At 42.9% G+C, this 16,043-nt stretch carries 17 protein-coding genes; 3 read left to right on the top strand and 14 right to left on the bottom strand.

From position 1 onward, the window contains the following. Positions 1–17: 17 nt before the first annotated feature. The 5 genes from QUF07_RS10545 to QUF07_RS10525 all read right to left on the bottom strand — a co-directional run bounded on the left by QUF07_RS10545 (position 18) and on the right by QUF07_RS10525 (position 5,437). Positions 18–239 carry a maltose acetyltransferase domain-containing protein gene (locus QUF07_RS10545; protein WP_289427399.1) on the bottom strand — a complete coding sequence of 74 codons (222 nt, stop codon included), beginning with the start codon at positions 237–239 and terminating at the stop codon, positions 18–20. A 247-nt stretch (positions 240–486) separates the two neighbouring features. Beyond that, entirely contained in the window at positions 487–1,911 is a 1,425-nt protein-coding gene (gene araA, locus QUF07_RS10540) for an L-arabinose isomerase (RefSeq protein ID WP_289427398.1), read from the bottom strand. A 569-nt stretch (positions 1,912–2,480) separates the two neighbouring features. Beyond that, positions 2,481–3,866: a sugar porter family MFS transporter gene (locus tag QUF07_RS10535; RefSeq protein WP_289427397.1), complete on the bottom strand. Its 1,386-nt coding sequence runs from the start codon at positions 3,864–3,866 to the stop codon at positions 2,481–2,483. A gap of 236 nt (positions 3,867–4,102) precedes the next feature. After that, positions 4,103–5,185, bottom strand: a complete 1,083-nt coding sequence (locus tag QUF07_RS10530; RefSeq protein ID WP_289427396.1) for a GntR family transcriptional regulator — start codon at positions 5,183–5,185, stop codon at positions 4,103–4,105. 66 nt (positions 5,186–5,251) lie between these two features. Next, positions 5,252–5,437: a hypothetical protein gene (locus QUF07_RS10525; protein ID WP_056983361.1), complete on the bottom strand. Its 186-nt coding sequence runs from the start codon at positions 5,435–5,437 to the stop codon at positions 5,252–5,254. Positions 5,438–6,006: 569 nt separating this feature from the next. On the opposite strand from QUF07_RS10525, the gene QUF07_RS10520 reads away from it, so the two are divergent. Further along, the gene (locus QUF07_RS10520) at positions 6,007–7,023 is read left to right on the top strand and encodes an aldose epimerase family protein (RefSeq protein WP_217164678.1); all 1,017 of its coding nucleotides are present in this window, start codon (positions 6,007–6,009) and stop codon (positions 7,021–7,023) included. Positions 7,024–7,388: 365 nt separating this feature from the next. Further along, positions 7,389–7,898 carry a C40 family peptidase gene (locus tag QUF07_RS10515; RefSeq protein WP_289427395.1) on the top strand — a complete coding sequence of 170 codons (510 nt, stop codon included), beginning with the start codon at positions 7,389–7,391 and terminating at the stop codon, positions 7,896–7,898. Positions 7,899–8,101: 203 nt separating this feature from the next. Here QUF07_RS10515 and QUF07_RS10510 read toward each other — a convergent pair whose 3' ends face one another. From QUF07_RS10510 to QUF07_RS10480, 7 genes are all read right to left on the bottom strand, one after another. Then, positions 8,102–8,419 (bottom strand): hypothetical protein, encoded by a 318-nt coding sequence (locus QUF07_RS10510; protein WP_217165238.1) that lies wholly within the window; start codon positions 8,417–8,419, stop codon positions 8,102–8,104. A 67-nt stretch (positions 8,420–8,486) separates the two neighbouring features. Beyond that, the gene (locus QUF07_RS10505; RefSeq protein ID WP_217165235.1) at positions 8,487–9,095 is read right to left on the bottom strand and encodes a response regulator transcription factor; all 609 of its coding nucleotides are present in this window, start codon (positions 9,093–9,095) and stop codon (positions 8,487–8,489) included. Between the two features lie 160 nt (positions 9,096–9,255). Next, the gene (locus QUF07_RS10500; protein ID WP_217165234.1) at positions 9,256–9,492 is read right to left on the bottom strand and encodes a sensor histidine kinase; all 237 of its coding nucleotides are present in this window, start codon (positions 9,490–9,492) and stop codon (positions 9,256–9,258) included. After that, the gene (locus QUF07_RS10495) at positions 9,489–10,220 is read right to left on the bottom strand and encodes a sensor histidine kinase (RefSeq protein WP_289427393.1); all 732 of its coding nucleotides are present in this window, start codon (positions 10,218–10,220) and stop codon (positions 9,489–9,491) included. Before QUF07_RS10495 ends, QUF07_RS10500 begins: the two co-directional genes overlap by 4 nt. After that, the gene (locus QUF07_RS10490) at positions 10,217–10,960 is read right to left on the bottom strand and encodes an ABC transporter permease (RefSeq protein ID WP_289427392.1); all 744 of its coding nucleotides are present in this window, start codon (positions 10,958–10,960) and stop codon (positions 10,217–10,219) included. Before QUF07_RS10490 ends, QUF07_RS10495 begins: the two co-directional genes overlap by 4 nt. Before the next feature lies 1 nt (position 10,961). Then, positions 10,962–11,849 carry an ABC transporter ATP-binding protein gene (locus tag QUF07_RS10485; RefSeq protein ID WP_217165228.1) on the bottom strand — a complete coding sequence of 296 codons (888 nt, stop codon included), beginning with the start codon at positions 11,847–11,849 and terminating at the stop codon, positions 10,962–10,964. A 283-nt stretch (positions 11,850–12,132) separates the two neighbouring features. Further along, the gene (locus QUF07_RS10480; RefSeq protein ID WP_289427391.1) at positions 12,133–12,396 is read right to left on the bottom strand and encodes a type II toxin-antitoxin system Phd/YefM family antitoxin; all 264 of its coding nucleotides are present in this window, start codon (positions 12,394–12,396) and stop codon (positions 12,133–12,135) included. Between the two features lie 206 nt (positions 12,397–12,602). On the opposite strand from QUF07_RS10480, the gene QUF07_RS10475 reads away from it, so the two are divergent. Beyond that, positions 12,603–13,436: an undecaprenyl-diphosphate phosphatase gene (locus tag QUF07_RS10475; RefSeq protein ID WP_289427390.1), complete on the top strand. Its 834-nt coding sequence runs from the start codon at positions 12,603–12,605 to the stop codon at positions 13,434–13,436. An 80-nt stretch (positions 13,437–13,516) separates the two neighbouring features. Here QUF07_RS10475 and QUF07_RS10470 read toward each other — a convergent pair whose 3' ends face one another. Both QUF07_RS10470 and QUF07_RS10465 read right to left on the bottom strand, forming a co-directional pair. Further along, positions 13,517–14,689, bottom strand: a complete 1,173-nt coding sequence (locus QUF07_RS10470) for an acetate/propionate family kinase (protein ID WP_289427389.1) — start codon at positions 14,687–14,689, stop codon at positions 13,517–13,519. Positions 14,690–14,808: 119 nt separating this feature from the next. Beyond that, a complete protein-coding gene (locus QUF07_RS10465; RefSeq protein WP_289427388.1) occupies positions 14,809–15,837 on the bottom strand; it encodes a LacI family DNA-binding transcriptional regulator in 1,029 nt (342 codons plus the stop codon). Positions 15,838–16,043: the final 206 nt, after the last annotated feature.

The raw sequence follows: 16,043 nt of genomic DNA, 5'->3' as shown, positions 1-16,043 counted from the left end.
GGATAATTTTTCATAGCTTAAACTCGCTTTTTACATAGAAGTATATCAAAAATCATAGATCTTGGACAGCTTCTAAAAATTTTCTTAATGATATCTGAACCGGCATCAGGATCCGTTTTCATCGTATCGTTAAATTCATTTACTAATTTTCGGGTGCGGCGCCGATCCTTGGCAAGCTCGGGGTCATTGTTCACATACCTTTGACCAGCAATCATTTTTTCTTTTTCAGTTAAAGTCATCGTTATCCTCCAGTTAAGTTTAAGGCTATGTACAGAAACAAGGTCGAGGCAAAATTGACTTGTCTCGACCTCATTTCGTAGGTTTTATATGGATGGTTCCTTGTTTGAAGTGTTGCTTGAAGCGACATAGCGGAAATGTGCTCCACCAAGCAATAACCTGCACATAAGCACTTGATCTGTAAATCCAAAATCAGGATTTTCAGATCAAGACACTTATGCTCCGGTTATTCCCGCTTGGTTCCGCACTCTACTTGATGTCGTTAAACGTCAAGTTGAACATTGTTGCTAAGTCTTGGAATTGAGTTTCAGTTGCGTTGAATGTCAAAACAGTGTGGTGTCCACCACCATCATGGATCCATTGAGTAGCACCATTCTTCAAGCCCATCTTTGGTGTCCACATTTGTTTGGCAACTGGAAGATTTGGAGTTGGCTTTGGAGCTTTGTGCCCATCAACGGCGTAACCAATCATTCTGTATTCGTTACCGAAGTCAGAGATGGTAACATCCATTGCGTCACCTTCACGGCCAGTAAATACCAAACGTGCTGGATCAGCTTTGCCACCGATATCCAATGGGTGAACTTCAACACGAGGCTTGTCGCTGGCGATACTTGGGTCAACTTCAAGCATATGTGATCCAAGGATGGCTTCCTTACCCTTTTGTAATTCAAGGGTGTAGTCTTCCATGAATGCAGTTCCTTCATTGTGGGTCATGATCTTAGTCAAGCGATCCAAGGCAGCTGTCTTCCAGTCACCTTCAGCACCGAAGCCATAACCTTCAGCCATCAACAATTGAGCTGCAAGGCCTGGTAATTGTTCCAAACCATAAAGGTCTTCGAAGTTGGTTGTGAATGCTGAGTAGTTACCTTTGTCAAGGAAGTTCTTGATACCGAAGTATTCACGGATCTGGTAACGAACTGAATGTTCGTACTTGTCTTTGTCATTGTCGCCTTGAACAAATTCGTACTTGTCTTGTAATTCTTTGTACTTCTTGTCAATATCGTCTTCAGAAACGGCGTTAACTGATTGTACCAAGTCACCAAGTGCGTAGTAATCAACGGTCCAGCCAAATTGAATTTGGGCTTCAACCTTGTCACCTTCAGTAACGGCAACGTTTCTCATGTTGTCACCAAAACGGGCAACCTTGATGTTAAAGCTTTCGTTGTAAGCAACTGCAACGTCTTCCCAATCAGCAATTTCGTCTTGGACTTCTGGATCACCCCACCAGCCGTAAACGATCTTGTTGTTCTTACGAAGACGAGCATTGATAAAGCCGTATTCACGGTCACCATGAGCACTTTGGTTCAAGTTCATGTAATCAAAGTCGATCGTGTCATATGGAATGTGATCAAGGTATTGAGTTGCTAAGTGAAGTAAAGGCTTTTGAAGTAACTTAGTACCACGGATCCAGTTCTTTGCTGGTGAGAAAGTATGCATCCAAGTAATCACACCGGCAACCCTGTCGTTGTAGTTGACATCTTTCATTAACTTAGTGATGCTGTCAGCAGTCGTTGCAACCAATTTGAAGACGATTGGGTAAGGCAACTTGCCTGAGGCGTTCAACTTGTCAACCATGTCCTTAGCATCTTTTTCAACGGACTTTAATTGTTCTTCACCGTAAAGATGTTGACTACCAGTAACGAACCAAAATTCATAATCAGGAACTTGTAACATAATGTTTTCTCTCCTCGTAATGAAATATTTTTTACTGTCTGAACACAAGCATCCAGGCATTTATAACAAACAAATTGTGCCAACATAAGCAATTAATTGAGTTACTGTTATCGCTTACATGAATTATTATAAATTATTTGTACGCATAAATCAATCACTTTTTTAATTTGTTAGCACAAAATTTTAAGTGAGCGAATCCAGGCGGTTAGAGATCGGAGTGTAAGGCTCCTCAAACAGAAATTCCAGTTTTGGGAATTTTTGTTTGAGGTGCTTACATGCAGATCTCTGCTTGGAGGAGCTGTCCTAATCAAGTGAGCGGATCCAAGCGATTAGAAACTGGAACCTAAGTCTCCTTCTGCAGAAATCCCCGATTCTGGGATTTTTGCAGAAGGTGCTTAGGTGGAAGTTTCTGCTTTACGGAGCTGTCCTAAAAAGGTGAGCCCAACGCTTAGAATCCTGCACCTAAGCCTCTCCATTCCCCATCCACACAAAAAATCAACCATCCAACGACGGACAATTGATTTTTTATTTCCATTCTGGAATCAAAGCCCAGAATGGTTCGTTTTTAATTAATTGTTAGAATTATTGGTTGCGGAAGTTTCTTCTTTAATCCCTGCAGCCTTGTGGAGATCAAGTTCAATCTCTTCAAGTGATTTACCACGGGTTTCGATAAACTTCTTGTGAACGAACCAAATAGCGATTCCACAAATGATTGCATAGAACAGGAACGCATTGTCGAGCCCCCATGCACTTAACATCATTGGGAAAGTCAATGAAACGGCCATATCAGCGAGCCAGTTGGTTGCTGAACAGAGTGACGTTCCAAGACCACGAATGTTCAATGGGAAGACTTCACCAATCAGAACCCAAGTAATTGGGGCCCAAGTTGAAGCATAAAAGGCAATGTAGACCGTCAAAGCGATCGCACTGACATAGGCAGCAGCTTGAGAACCGTTATCAAACTTCAAAATGACATACATCACAACTAATGAGAGACCCATTCCAGATGCCCCGAAGATCAGCATCTTTTTACGGTCAACTTTATCCATCAACAGCATTGCCACAATCGTGACAATAACGTTAACAACACCTATTCCAATATGGGCAAGCAAAGCAGCGATCACTCCCCAGCCAACATCGGTAAAGATCGTTGGTGCATAGAAAATCACACTGTTACTGCCAATAACTTGCTGGAAGACGGCGGCACCAAGACCAGTAATCAAGGCTGGTCGAACGGCTTTACCAAACAATTCCTTCCAACCACCAACTGGTTGTTTAGCGGTTTCTTCAATTTCAGTCAGCGCCGTATCAACAGCTTTGGCATCACCTTTGTTAGTATCAAGCAAAACACCCTTAGCTTCATCAAGGTGACCAATCTTAACCAAGAATCGTGGACTTTCTGGTAAGAAAAGTGATCCGAAGAACAGGATAGCAGCTGGTAATGCAGCGAAGCCTAACATCCAACGCCAGCCAGTATACATATGAGCAAATGAGTAGTTCAAGATGTAAGCCAGCAAAATACCAATCATAATCATTAGCTGGAACATCGTTGCAACCGCACCATGCATCCGTTTAAGAGCCAATTCGTGCAAATATGCAGGAATCAATGCGGAAGTAATTCCAACACCAATTCCTAGAATAACTCTGGTTCCGACAAGGATTTCAAAGTTCGGTGCAAATCCCGATGTAATGGCTCCGATGAAGAAGATGACTGAAGCCCAAATGAGTAACTTACGACGCCCGTAGGTATCCAAAAACTTACTGGTTCCCAAAGCACCAAGTACGGCACCAATCAGAACGGAACTAACAACCCAACCTTGCTCCCATGGCCCTAAGTTAAGTTGCTTTTGGATAAATAGAATTGCACCAGAAACTGAGGCAATATCATAACCAAAAAGTAACCCACCCAGGGCACCGAAGGTATAAATAAATCCATTATTTGTAACTCTCTTCAATTCAAGCACCCCATTCGATTAATTTACTAAAATAGAAAAATTGCAGAAACAAAATACTGTGCGCACACTGTAAACGGTTTCTGACATCGCTTACAAATGACAGTATAGGGTATTCATACGCATAAATCAAGAATTTATTATTCGTCAGGACAAATCAAAAAGAGCACTGTACTGCGATATCAACGGTTACAGCGCTCTTTTTATTAGTAAAATTCAGCTTTGTTTTACCAATTGATTTAAATTCCCTTAGTTGAATCCCGAACAATCAGTTCCGAATCCAGCATTTTGTTGGCGCCTTTATTTTTGTCCAACATATCAAGCAACAACTTCGCCGCCGTTTCCCCCATGTGACGTTTGGGATGGGTCATTGTTGTAATACTTGGATCAACAAACTTTGAAATTTCATAATCATCAAACCCTGCCACGGAAATTTCGCCGGGAACTGAAATGCCCTCCTTGCTCAACATGCCAATCACTTCAATGGCAAGTTGGTCGTTGTAACATACAATTGCGGTGGGCCGACTCTCTGATTGAACGTCTACCCGATCCTTAATCTTGCTTAAGACACTGTTAATCTCGTCACCCGATCGATACATCATGATGTCCCCAGACGACGATACGTCCGGATGGGTCTGGTAGGACTTGATAAACCCATTCATCCGGTTAACCCCCTGCAAATCATCCACTTGGAAGATTCCCAAGACCCGCTCATGACCGTTATCCAGCAAATAATCCACAATCTTCTTCTCAGCCTGGGTATCATCAATTTCCACGTACGGAAAATCAAGTTGTGGATAATGAGAGTTAATGAAGACGGCAGGTTTGCCAGAGTTCACAATCATTTGGTAAACATCCAGGTTGGGGTTCTCAAGCGTACTGCGGGTGGGTTCAATAATGAAGCCGACCACATCGTTGTCCAACATATTTAATAAATTATGGCGTTCGTTGTCGTACTCATCATGGGTATTGCCAATCAAGACCGACAACCCTTCGGCTGAAATAACTTGATCAATTCCACTAATAATGTTTGGAAAAATATAATCGGCAATGTGGGTTGTAATCACCCCCACGCTTTGATTTGAACGTTCTGAGCGAACCTTATGATTAATCCAATCATTAACGTACATCCCGCCACCCTGGACTCGATAGATGTAGCCTTCATGTTCCAAATCACCAACGGCTCGACGAATGGTGTAACGACTAACGGAATACATCCCCATCAATTCAGATTCAGTCGGGATCTTCTCGTTGATCTTGTATTTGCCATTAATAATGCTATTCTTGATACTTTTCTTGACCATGACGTACTTAATTTCCATGAGTGAATCCCCCCGTTACTGAATTTTGATATCTTATTAACTCAACTGGCCACCTGTATCTATCACTCATTTAATCGGTCCTGCTAAATACATTAGCCCCGCCGTTGCAGCGATTGCCGCCAATGTCCACCAACCAAAATGGTGATTCGGCTTTGTCTGATCTTTTCTGGCAAATTCATACATCCAAGAAAAAATAAAAACAATGATCAGCAGATCAGTGATCCCTGATAAAACGTGTAAAAAAGTTTGCATAGTACTTCCCTTCTTCTTTTAGTGAGCGGAGCAAAGCGGTTAAAAGTCGGAGCATAAGTCTCCGCCGACAGAAATCCCGGGTTTGGGGATTTTTGTTGGTGGTGCTTATGTGCAGACTTTTGCTTTGCACAGCTGTCCTACATACAGTGAGCGGAGCAAAACGGTTATCAATCGGAGGGTAAGTCTCCTCGCTTGGAAATTCATGGGTTTGGAATTTTCGAGGGAGGTGCTTACGCGCAGATTGTTGCTTTGCACAGCTGTCCTAAAACCAGTGAGCGGAGCAAAGCGGTTAGAGATCGGAGTGTAAGTCGCATCGAATAGAAATTCCGGGTTTGGGAATTTTTGTTTGAGGTGCTTACATGGAGATCTCTGCTTTGCGCAGCTGTCCTAAATTTTAAACAACTCTCGAATAACTCTCCATCAATAAAAGTATCATATTTTGTGGTCAATTCATACACACTTATACGGATAAATATCTTTTCTCCTATTGCAACTCCATACAAAAAAATATTATAATACATATAAAAGCGGTTACACAACCACAATTTATTATTTAAGGAGAATTGATGATGGAAACTAAGCAAGAAGTTTTTGATACGTACAAGGGTCAAGAGATTCAGAAGTTTACAGTTACGAATGATCACGATGTTTCAATTTCCGCAATTACTTTAGGGGCTACTTGGAAAGCCTTTAATATTCCGGGCAAAGACGGTCAACCTGAAAATGTCATGTTAAGCATGCCAAGCAGTGAAGAATACATGAAGAACCAGTATTTCTGCCAAGCAATCGGACGAACTGCCGGCCGAATTACCAACGGAACTTTCTCAATTAAGGGCAAGGAATATCACGTGGATGCTAACGAAGGCACGACAACGTTGCACGGTGGCCCTCATGGCTTTAACACCCAAATCTGGGACGGTTCATTCGATGGCGACAAGATTGTCTTCACAAAACACATCGACTCAAGCGAAGATTCATTCCCAGGTAACATTGACGTTAAGATCACCTACAGCTTGAGTGATGACAATGAAGTCACAATTACTTATACCGCCAAGAGTGACGCTGATACATTATTTAACCCAACTCAGCATGCCTACTTTAATTTGAGTAACAGCCAAAATGTCTATGGTCAATCACTTCAAATTAACGCCGACAAGTATCTGGAACTCAACAAGGATAAGACTCCAACCGGTAAGATGGTTCCCGTTGATGACACGGCTTATGACTTCCGCGATCCGCAAAACATCAAACTGGGCATTGATGACATGAAGGCTGAAGTTGGCCACACCTACGATGAAGTTTACGTTATCAATGATCACAAGGAAGCCGATCCAATTGCAACCTTAACTGATCCAGAATCAGGCCGCAGCGTTGCAATCAAATCTAATCGGGATGCTTTGGTTGTCTTCACACCGGATGATTTGGACGGCTTTAAATTTGACCGTGGCGCCGGAGTTCCTCACATGGGAATTGCCCTTGAGGCTCAAAGTTTGCCAGATACACCAAATCACGAGGACTTTGGCAGCGTCTTATTACCAAAGGGTGAAGAAAAGACTTATTCGATTAGCTATAAAGCAACCTTCTAAATATGAATTGAAGCAACTCTAAAAAAGGATGGTGCGATTAAAGTCGCGTCATCCTTTTGATTTCGCCATTTTTTAATATGGTCAATTTATTCAATGAATCGTATCAAAGCCATGCTCGTTGTGACATATACCAATTCTGGCTTTTTGAACAAAAGCAACCCATTTTAATCATTATTTAAACTTCCCAATAAAATCTTTAACACTATTTCAGGCTGAAATGATTCGTCATTGGATCACAAATTTTCTGTAACCTGACTGCAAGCTTTAGGGATTATCATGATACCTACAAAATAGAAAATGAGGTGTTCCTTTGAAATTCACAAAGACAGTTTTGAGCCTGGCCACTGCCGGAGCTATCTTCGGCAGTGGCCGCTACAAATGCAAGTGCAGACACCGTTACAAACTATCCCGCCCGCCAGTCAACGAGCTATCAGCAGACGAATTATCCGACCAAAGCAACAACTAATTCAACGACAACAACGACGCCAGCAACCAATAATGCCAGCACGAGTGCCAATGCAGTTGTCAACTTGGCCAAACAACTTGCCAGCCAAAACATCCCTTACGTATGGGGTGGCGAGTCACTAAAAGGAATGGACTGTTCCGGATTAACGGACTATGTATACCAAAAGGCCGCCGGCATCAGTTTAGGGCATTACACCGTCACTCAAGAAAGCCATGTCACCAAAGAAGCCATTTCTGCAGCTCAACCGGGCGATCTACTTTTCTGGGGCAACCAGGGAGCATCCTATCACGTTGCTATCTACATCGGCAATAACCAATACGTAGCGGCCCCTCAACCAGGCCAAAATGTTGAAATCCAAACGATCAATAGTGCCTTCATGCCAAGTTTTGCTGGCCATGTTAATTCATAATTGAAGGTATTTTAAACAATATTGGGATTTTAGGTCGTAAATTATCTCTAAGCCACTCAACTCACTATTTTTATATTAAGAAAACTGGCGACAAACAGCTGATCTCCGCCATTTATGTTCAAAAAGCAATGCATTTCAAAACCAGAATGCATTGCTTTTTTCATGGGATTAAATCGTCTTTCGTCCCAATCTTACCTAATCTATTAATCATTAATCACGATCCCCACGATCACCACTAAGATTGTAATGGCCAGACATACCCAGCCCATTTGAGTGGCTCTAATTTCGTATTTCTTTTTAGTTTCCTCAGTCAAATTTTGATACTCTTTACCGACCAGTGAATTTGTTGCCAAAATTGTAAAGTCCTTCTTGACTAGCAGTCGATAAGTCACATAAGCAAACAAAACAACAATCGCCAACAACCCAAGGTTCACCGAAAATATCATCAGAACCACACACGCAATGGCTGCAATTAAAATTAAGATTCGCCGGAGTACCATCAAATCATCTCTCCAATCCACATCAAGCCTCACTATCTAAAGCTAGTACATTAAATTAATCACTGCTAATGACTTGATTGGATCAATTTTATAACCACTTGCGTTTTTCCGCAATATTTAAAGCCTCAATTCGGTTGGCAGCTCCTAATTTACTCAGGATTGATGAAATATAGTTTCGTACCGTACCGTTTGACAAGAACAACGCTTTGGCAATTTCAGCGGTTGAACTACCCTTTCTGATTTCTGCTAAGATCTGCGTTTCTTTGTCTGATAAAGGATTATCAACATCACCCAGAATTGAGCTGACTAACTCAGGTGAATAGATCGTTTTGCCGGCCATTACCTCATGAATCGACTGGATCAAGTCATCACTAGGGATGTCTTTGAGGAGGTAGCCATCGACGTAGGCGCCAACCGCCGTTTGAAAATAGTTTTTGTTGGCAAACGTGGTCAAAATGATCGTCTTCACCGGTAACTTCTGTTGGTCAATTTCTTCCGCAACCGTTAAGCCGGTCTTCTTAGGCATTTCAATGTCCAAAATTGCGACGTCCGGCTTTTCATACTTAATATGCTTGAACGCTTCCTCGCCATCTCCGTATGTCCCAATGACTTCCAGATCATCTTCAAGATCCAGTAATTGTGCCAGGGCACTACTTAGCAAACTTTGGTCTTCAGCCAAAGTAATCCTAATTGTCATTCATCCTGCTCCTTTGGTAGGCTCAAAGTGATGGTGGTCCCGTTTCGGCCGGTCTTAATATGAAATTGGCCACCAGCAATCGTTGCCCGTTCCTGCATACCACTGATGCCGTGGGCGTGATCCCGAACCTTGGTATAGCCAGTGCCATCATCAGTAATGGTTACCAGATAATCATCGTTGCCTCGGCAAAAATCACTTGGACTTGATCAGCATGACTATAGTTAATCACGTTGGTAATGGCTTCTCGTAATACCTCGGCAATCACGTTTTGGACCTTATCTGGCCACTGATTTGTCATTCCTTCATTAATCACATCAAGGCCTATTTGGCTAGCTTTCAGGGTATCAGCGACATCAATCATCATCTCAGCGATCGATAATTGGCGCAACCCAGTCACAATTTGCCGAACCAGTTGCAGGTTGTTTCTCGAGGCTGTTGCAATTTCTTAAGTTCGCTGGCAACCTGCTCGGGCTTTTTCTCAAGCGGTTTGGAAGCCAATTCAGCCTTGATAGTAATCGTCGAAAACGATTGGCCCAATGTATCATGCAAATCTCGGGCAATTCGTTCTCGCTCACCACGCTTAATCACGTCAGCGTAACGAGAATTCTGAGCCCGTAATTCTTCCCGACGCCGATAAGAATTAGAAATCGATTTGGCAGCCAGCGGTGAAAATAATTCGAACAAAATCATCACGATGCCACCACCGACGCCACTAGAACTCTCCCAACTGAAGAAATTCGATTGAACCTGAATTGCTAACCAGAGAAGACAGGCTCCTAAAGTGACATAATACCCAATCAAATATTGGCGGAACTTTGGTTTGCTGATCGGCAGTGACCCAATCTCCCAAGCCGTAAAGAGGGTCAAATACACCCAGGCATCGGTTACCGTCAATATCACACATAACAGATATTGCCCGTAGATCCAGATTGGCAAACTCTTGGTCACACTATAACCATTGCGATAACCCCAGATGAAGATAGCCAATAAGCCTGCGGTTACGAGCTTATGAGCCGTATCAAACGGCCACAAGCTCGTGATTGGAAAAATGATCCAAATTAACCAAAAGTATGGATAAAAACCAAACCGTTTAGGAAATAAGATATATTTTTGTAAGAATTTCATTGAGCCCTTTTAGTCCTTTGTATTTTTTGGACAACAACCAGTAGTCCGATCGCCAATACCAACCAGACCAGTTCTCCGCCAATCATTTTGAGCGGCACGGCCGTCTGTTTCATTACATCATTAACAATAACAGAAGTTTGATAAGTTGGTAAGAGCTTGCCAATTGTTTGGCTCCAAGTTGGCATCATCGATAGCGGCCACCAGAGGTCACTGAGGATGGCTGCTGGAAAGACAATCAAGTTAACCATCAAATTGACAATGGTGTTCGACCCGACAAATGACAGGCTAACGCCGAAAATCATGAGTGGAATGCTGGCAATCGTCACAACCGTTAAAATCACGAGCCAATTTATGACGCTCATGGACACACCAATGTATAATTTGGCAATCAATTCAATGACGGCAATTTCCACCATCGTCAAAATGAGTAGGACCATCCCCATTGAGGCATAGTACGTATTTCGAGAAACCGGTGACACATCGATAAAACGAATGTAAGCCTGCTCCTTATCCGAGAGTACCGTGTTGGCAACCGTAATAATCGAAGATAGCAATGTCGCGTAGATCGCCATGCTAACAAGGTAGGTTTTTTCAAACGAAGCCGGTAATCCCTGATTCATGACTTTGGTAAATAGGATATAAAACAATGCCGGCACCCCGATATCAAATGCCATGAACCGGGGGTTGCGAACAATTATTCTGATGATATTAGTCTTAACCTGATTCGTAAATGCATTCATCTTAGTCACCTTCCTTAACAACTTCTCTAAATATTTGATCCAACGACCGCTGAGTAATTCGAAGATTATGCAGATTGGCCATTTCTGGTGCTAATTCACGGACGACTGCATCAGCATCTTCGGTCACAAAAACATAATGATTCTGGTTATGGGAATCCAGGTCGCCGGATTGCACCAACGTGGTGAGCTTAAGTTCTGGCAACGAACTGTCAAACTCAACCAGAGTATGGGTAAAGCGCTTTTTCAACCCCATCAGTGCGCCATCATAGAGCACTTGCTGATTCTTCAGGAAAATAATCCGACTGGCCACATCGTCAATTTCTTCTAGATAGTGACTGGTCACAATGATCGTTTTACCGCTGTTGGAAAGCGCATGAATCTGTTGCCAAAAATCATAGCGGCTATTAGCGTCCATTCCGGCCGTCGGCTCATCGAGGAATAGGAGTTCAGGATCTCCTGCCATTGCTAAAGCAAAGTTAAGTTTACGACGTTGCCCACCGGACATCTTGGTGACCATGGTAGTCAAATTAGCGCCAAGGTCAGCCAGTTCCACGATTTTACTGAACGCTAGGGGATGGGAATAATAACTACGAACTAATTTGATCAATTCATTCCCGCGAACGCGATCCAGACCAAAACTATCCTGAAACATGACGCCAATTTTGGCTTTGGTCGCTTTTGTTCGGGGAGCTTGCCCAAACACTTTAATTGTGCCATCACTGGGTTCTGTAAGGCCGAGCATCAAATTAATCAAGGTACTCTTTCCAGCCCCGTTCTTGCCAATCAGGCCAATGATTTCACCAGGCTCAACCTCAAAACTGATATCAGAAAGCACCCTTTTCTTGCCAAATCGTTTGGATAGGTTATTTACGTGAATCATTGTTGTCATGGTGGTCATCTCCGATTTCTTAATTGATGACTTTAGTTTACCGGCGAACGGGTTAAGGTTATAGAAGCAGCTGTCAGGAGATGAAGTGACAAATGTCATGAGTGTGAAACCAACCGGTTAACAATCGGAAAGTAATTTTTCTGTCAGGTACTTACGCGCAGATTGTCACTTGGTTGAGCACGCGTATTCTACATAGCAAATAACCATTTCCAAAAGAAAAAGCCCCCACCACAATCATCTATGGTAAGAGCATCAACCAAGCCGTATTTTCTCCGATAGTTACTCATAATTTATCCCAATCAACATTATTAATGTCAGTCGCTCCACTGTGATCCATTGCGCGTTCTTGAGCTTTAGAGAATTCACCCATACCGGCCAGATAAATGGTTTCGATCATCGAGTCCCCATCTCTTTTAGATACCACTACAACTGCTCTTTCCTCAGTACCATTAACAGGAGTGATAGCAATTGGTTCTCTCTTAGTATTAACATCATCTAGAATTTTATAGAAATTTTTTCGAGCGTTGGTTGGCGAATAGCTTTTCAAATTAATCACCTCAGCATTATTTTAGCGTGCCCATATTACGTCGTCCAAAAGTTCGCTCGTTATCTTTTGGCCTAACATGACATAAATTGGCCACCAATGTAAAGATTGCCCCTCAATCCTGTAAACAATTGGTAAATCGTCCCCCAATCATCTCTTTTTATGTCATGATTACCCTATGAAATTTAAACAGATTAGGAGTCACTATCATGTTAGATATCATCAAAGCCATTATTTTAGGGATTGTTGAAGGGATCACCGAATTTTTACCGATTAGTTCAACGGGTCATTTGATCCTGGTCAATGAATTTATCAAAATGAGCCAAACCACGCAATTCACCGACATGTTCAACGTCGTTATTCAGCTGGGCGCAATTATGGCAGTGGTCGTTCTGTATTTCCACAAGTTGAACCCATTGTCCCCCAAGAAAACGCATCTTGAACAGCGCGACACTTGGGTACTTTGGTTCAAGGTCATCGTTGCGGTCTTACCCTCCGTCGTGATTGGCCTGCTGCTCAATGACTGGATGGACGCTCACTTGATGAACTGGGAAGTTGTTTCAGCAATGTTACTATTATACGGAATCCTGTTTATTGTGATCGAAAACCGCAACGCAAACCGGCAACCTGAGTTCACCGATCTTAACCGGCTGTCTTACCGAACAGCATTTATTATTGGGATGTTCCAGCTACTTTCACTGGTTCCCGGTACCTCGCGATCTGGGGCCACAATTCTCGGTGGTATCTTAATAGGCACTTCCCGATACGTTGCCACTGAGTTCTCATTTTTCTTGGCAATTCCAACCATGTTCGGGGCATCACTGCTCAAAGTCTACAAGTATTTTCACCATGGTGGCACCTTTGACGGCCTCCAAACTGCCGTACTATTGATTGGCATGCTGGTTTCATTTATGGTTGCTTACCTCGCGATCCGCTTCTTGCTCAATTACATCCAGCATAATAACTTCAAAGCATTTGGCTGGTACCGGATTATTTTGAGCATTATTGTGATTGGGTATTTTGGACTTCGCGCTTTGATCTAACAATAATCAAAAAGAGCATCTTATCACAGACATATTGACGGTGATAAGGTGCTCCTATTTCTTATTAAACGATATTTACCTTACTTCAAAGCTCCCTGCACATCCCGCACCATCGCCAACTCCTCATTGGCTGGAATTAACAGGATTCGAGCCGAAGAGTCCTTGGTTCCAAGATCACCGGGCTTTTGCTGATCATTCAACTCAGCGTCCAACTTGATGCCAAAAATTGCCATCTTCTTGCAGACTTCCTCGCGAACCCATTGATCATGTTCACCAATTCCGCCGGAGAAGACGATTGCGTCGACGCCACCAAGTTCGGTGATGTAACTCGCCGCATATTTAACGGTTCGATTGACAAACATATCGAGCGCCAATTGCGCCCGAGGATCTTTTGAACTCTCGAGGTCCCGCATATCAGAGGAAACCCCGGAAACTCCCAGCAAACCCGAGCGGTCGTTGAACATTTCAATCACTTCATCAGCTTTGGCCCCCATCCGTTTCATGAAAAACGGTACCAGAGCAGGGTCAACATCACCGGATCTGGTCCCCATTACTAACCCGTTCATTGGTGTAAAGCCCATTGAGGTATCGTAACACTTGCCGGCCTTTTCAGCTGCGACAGAAGCCCCCGAGCCCAAATGAAGGGTGACTAATTTTGCATCTTTTTTCCCAAGCAGCTCATCGGCTTGACCCGTAATGAAGCCGTGGTTGATGCCGTGTTCGCCATAACGGCGAATGGTGAATTTCTCGGTTAACTCGTAGGGAATCCCATAGATCGAATTGACTTCCGGCACGTCTTTGAAGAAGGCACTGTCAAAGATCGCGTACTGATCCGTATCAGGTAAGATCCGCTGAATAATCTTGATATATTCAGCTTCCACTGGATTGTGAATTGGGGCAATTTCACCCAGATCAACAATCTGCTGCAAAACGTCATCGTCAATTTTGGCAACTTTATCAAAGATGTCACTGCCAGCAACCACTCGGTTACCCACGGCATCGATATCATGCAGATGATCGATCACCCCCAGATCCTTCAAGTTATTGAGCATGATGGCAGCGGACCGTTCATAATCAATCTTGTCCTCAGTGGTTTGGTACTTCTTGCCATCCCCATACTTGATTTTAACGATCGAGCCCGGCATATTCAGCCGCTCAACTTCCCCATCGGCAAGCACCGTTTCTTTTGGCATATCAAATAATTTAAATTTGAGTGATGAACTTCCTGCGTTTACAATTAAAACTTTGGCCATAATAGAACCTCCAATATTTAACTCGCCGTTTTCACTTGTGAATGAAAACGCAACCATATTAAAAGTATACTATGAAATGAGCAGAAGTGATACAAATGAAACTAAATCTGAGGGGCTATTTAATTCGTATTCCGATTCAGTACTGAGCTTCTCACAATAATTTCAGGATCAATCACTTCTTGGGTAATCTTGGCATCCCCGTCAACTTCTAGAATGTCCATCAGTGAAGCAACCCCTTTTTTGATGATTTGCGAAGTTGGTTTGCGCACAGTCGTCAACGGTGGGGTTAAGTACTGCGAGTAGCTCATGTCATCATAGCCAATGAAGGAAACATCTTCGGGTACCCGATACCCCAGCTCAACGCAAGCATTGATAGCTCCAACGGCCATATCATCGTTTTCGCAAAAAACACAAGTTGGCACTTGGCCACTAGACAAGATCTGACGCATCAACTTGTTACCACTTTGAGGCAGATAGTCGCCTCGCTTAACCAAATTAGAATCAACTTCCAAGCGGTGCTCCTTAAGAGCCTCAAAAAAACCTTCACTTCGCTGCTTAGAAGACTCAAAAGATTTAACTCCCTTAATCAGGCCAAAATTCCGATGCCCCATTCGAATGGCATACTCAACAACATTTTTGGCCCCCAAGAAATCATTGTGAGAAAAATTTGTGATGTCATTTCGCTCAATTTTACGGTTCAAAACAACCAGTGGCAAACCAATACTGTGAATGTAATCGATAAAGCCATCGTCGGATTCTGACTGGCTCAAAACGATAATTCCATCAAAATTTTGAACGGAAACGCCTTGGCTATTCATAACGTGATCGATACTATTAACAGAGAGCGAATAGCTTTTTGGCAAGGTTGTTTGCGATTGCTGCATCACTTCTGTCAAGAAGCTGGCCGAAGTCCCTGTGTCAAGATTGGTAAAAAAGACACCAATCATGTAGGAACGGTTCATGACCAAACTTTTTGCATTCAGATTGGGAACGTAGCCGATTTGTTTGGCAATCTCAGCAATCTTTTTGCGAGTAGCCGGCTTAACCAACTCACTCCCATTTAACGCCCGTGACACGGTTGTATGCGACACGTTCGCCATTTCGGCAATTGTTCTGATTGTCACTGAACCTTTCTCGGAATTTTTCATGAAGCCAACTCCCTTCTCGATAACTTGATACATAAATTTTACCATTATCATCATTGATTATCTTACAAATATTCTCCCAGGCAACAAAAATGACATACGCCATATTTTTAAATAGGTCGTATGCCACTCTGAGGTGTACCCCAAAAGTTAAAGTAAATATTTGCTTGTCTTTCCTAGGCGGCACGGAGTCGATAGCTTATCGGCGC

The sequence above is a fragment of the Lentilactobacillus sp. TOM.63 genome (assembly GCF_030361045.1).
Taxonomy (GTDB): Bacteria; Bacillota; Bacilli; order Lactobacillales; family Lactobacillaceae; genus Lentilactobacillus; species Lentilactobacillus dabitei.
Note: the sequence above shows the minus strand (reverse complement) of the source record. Positions and strands in the feature narration are given on the sequence as shown.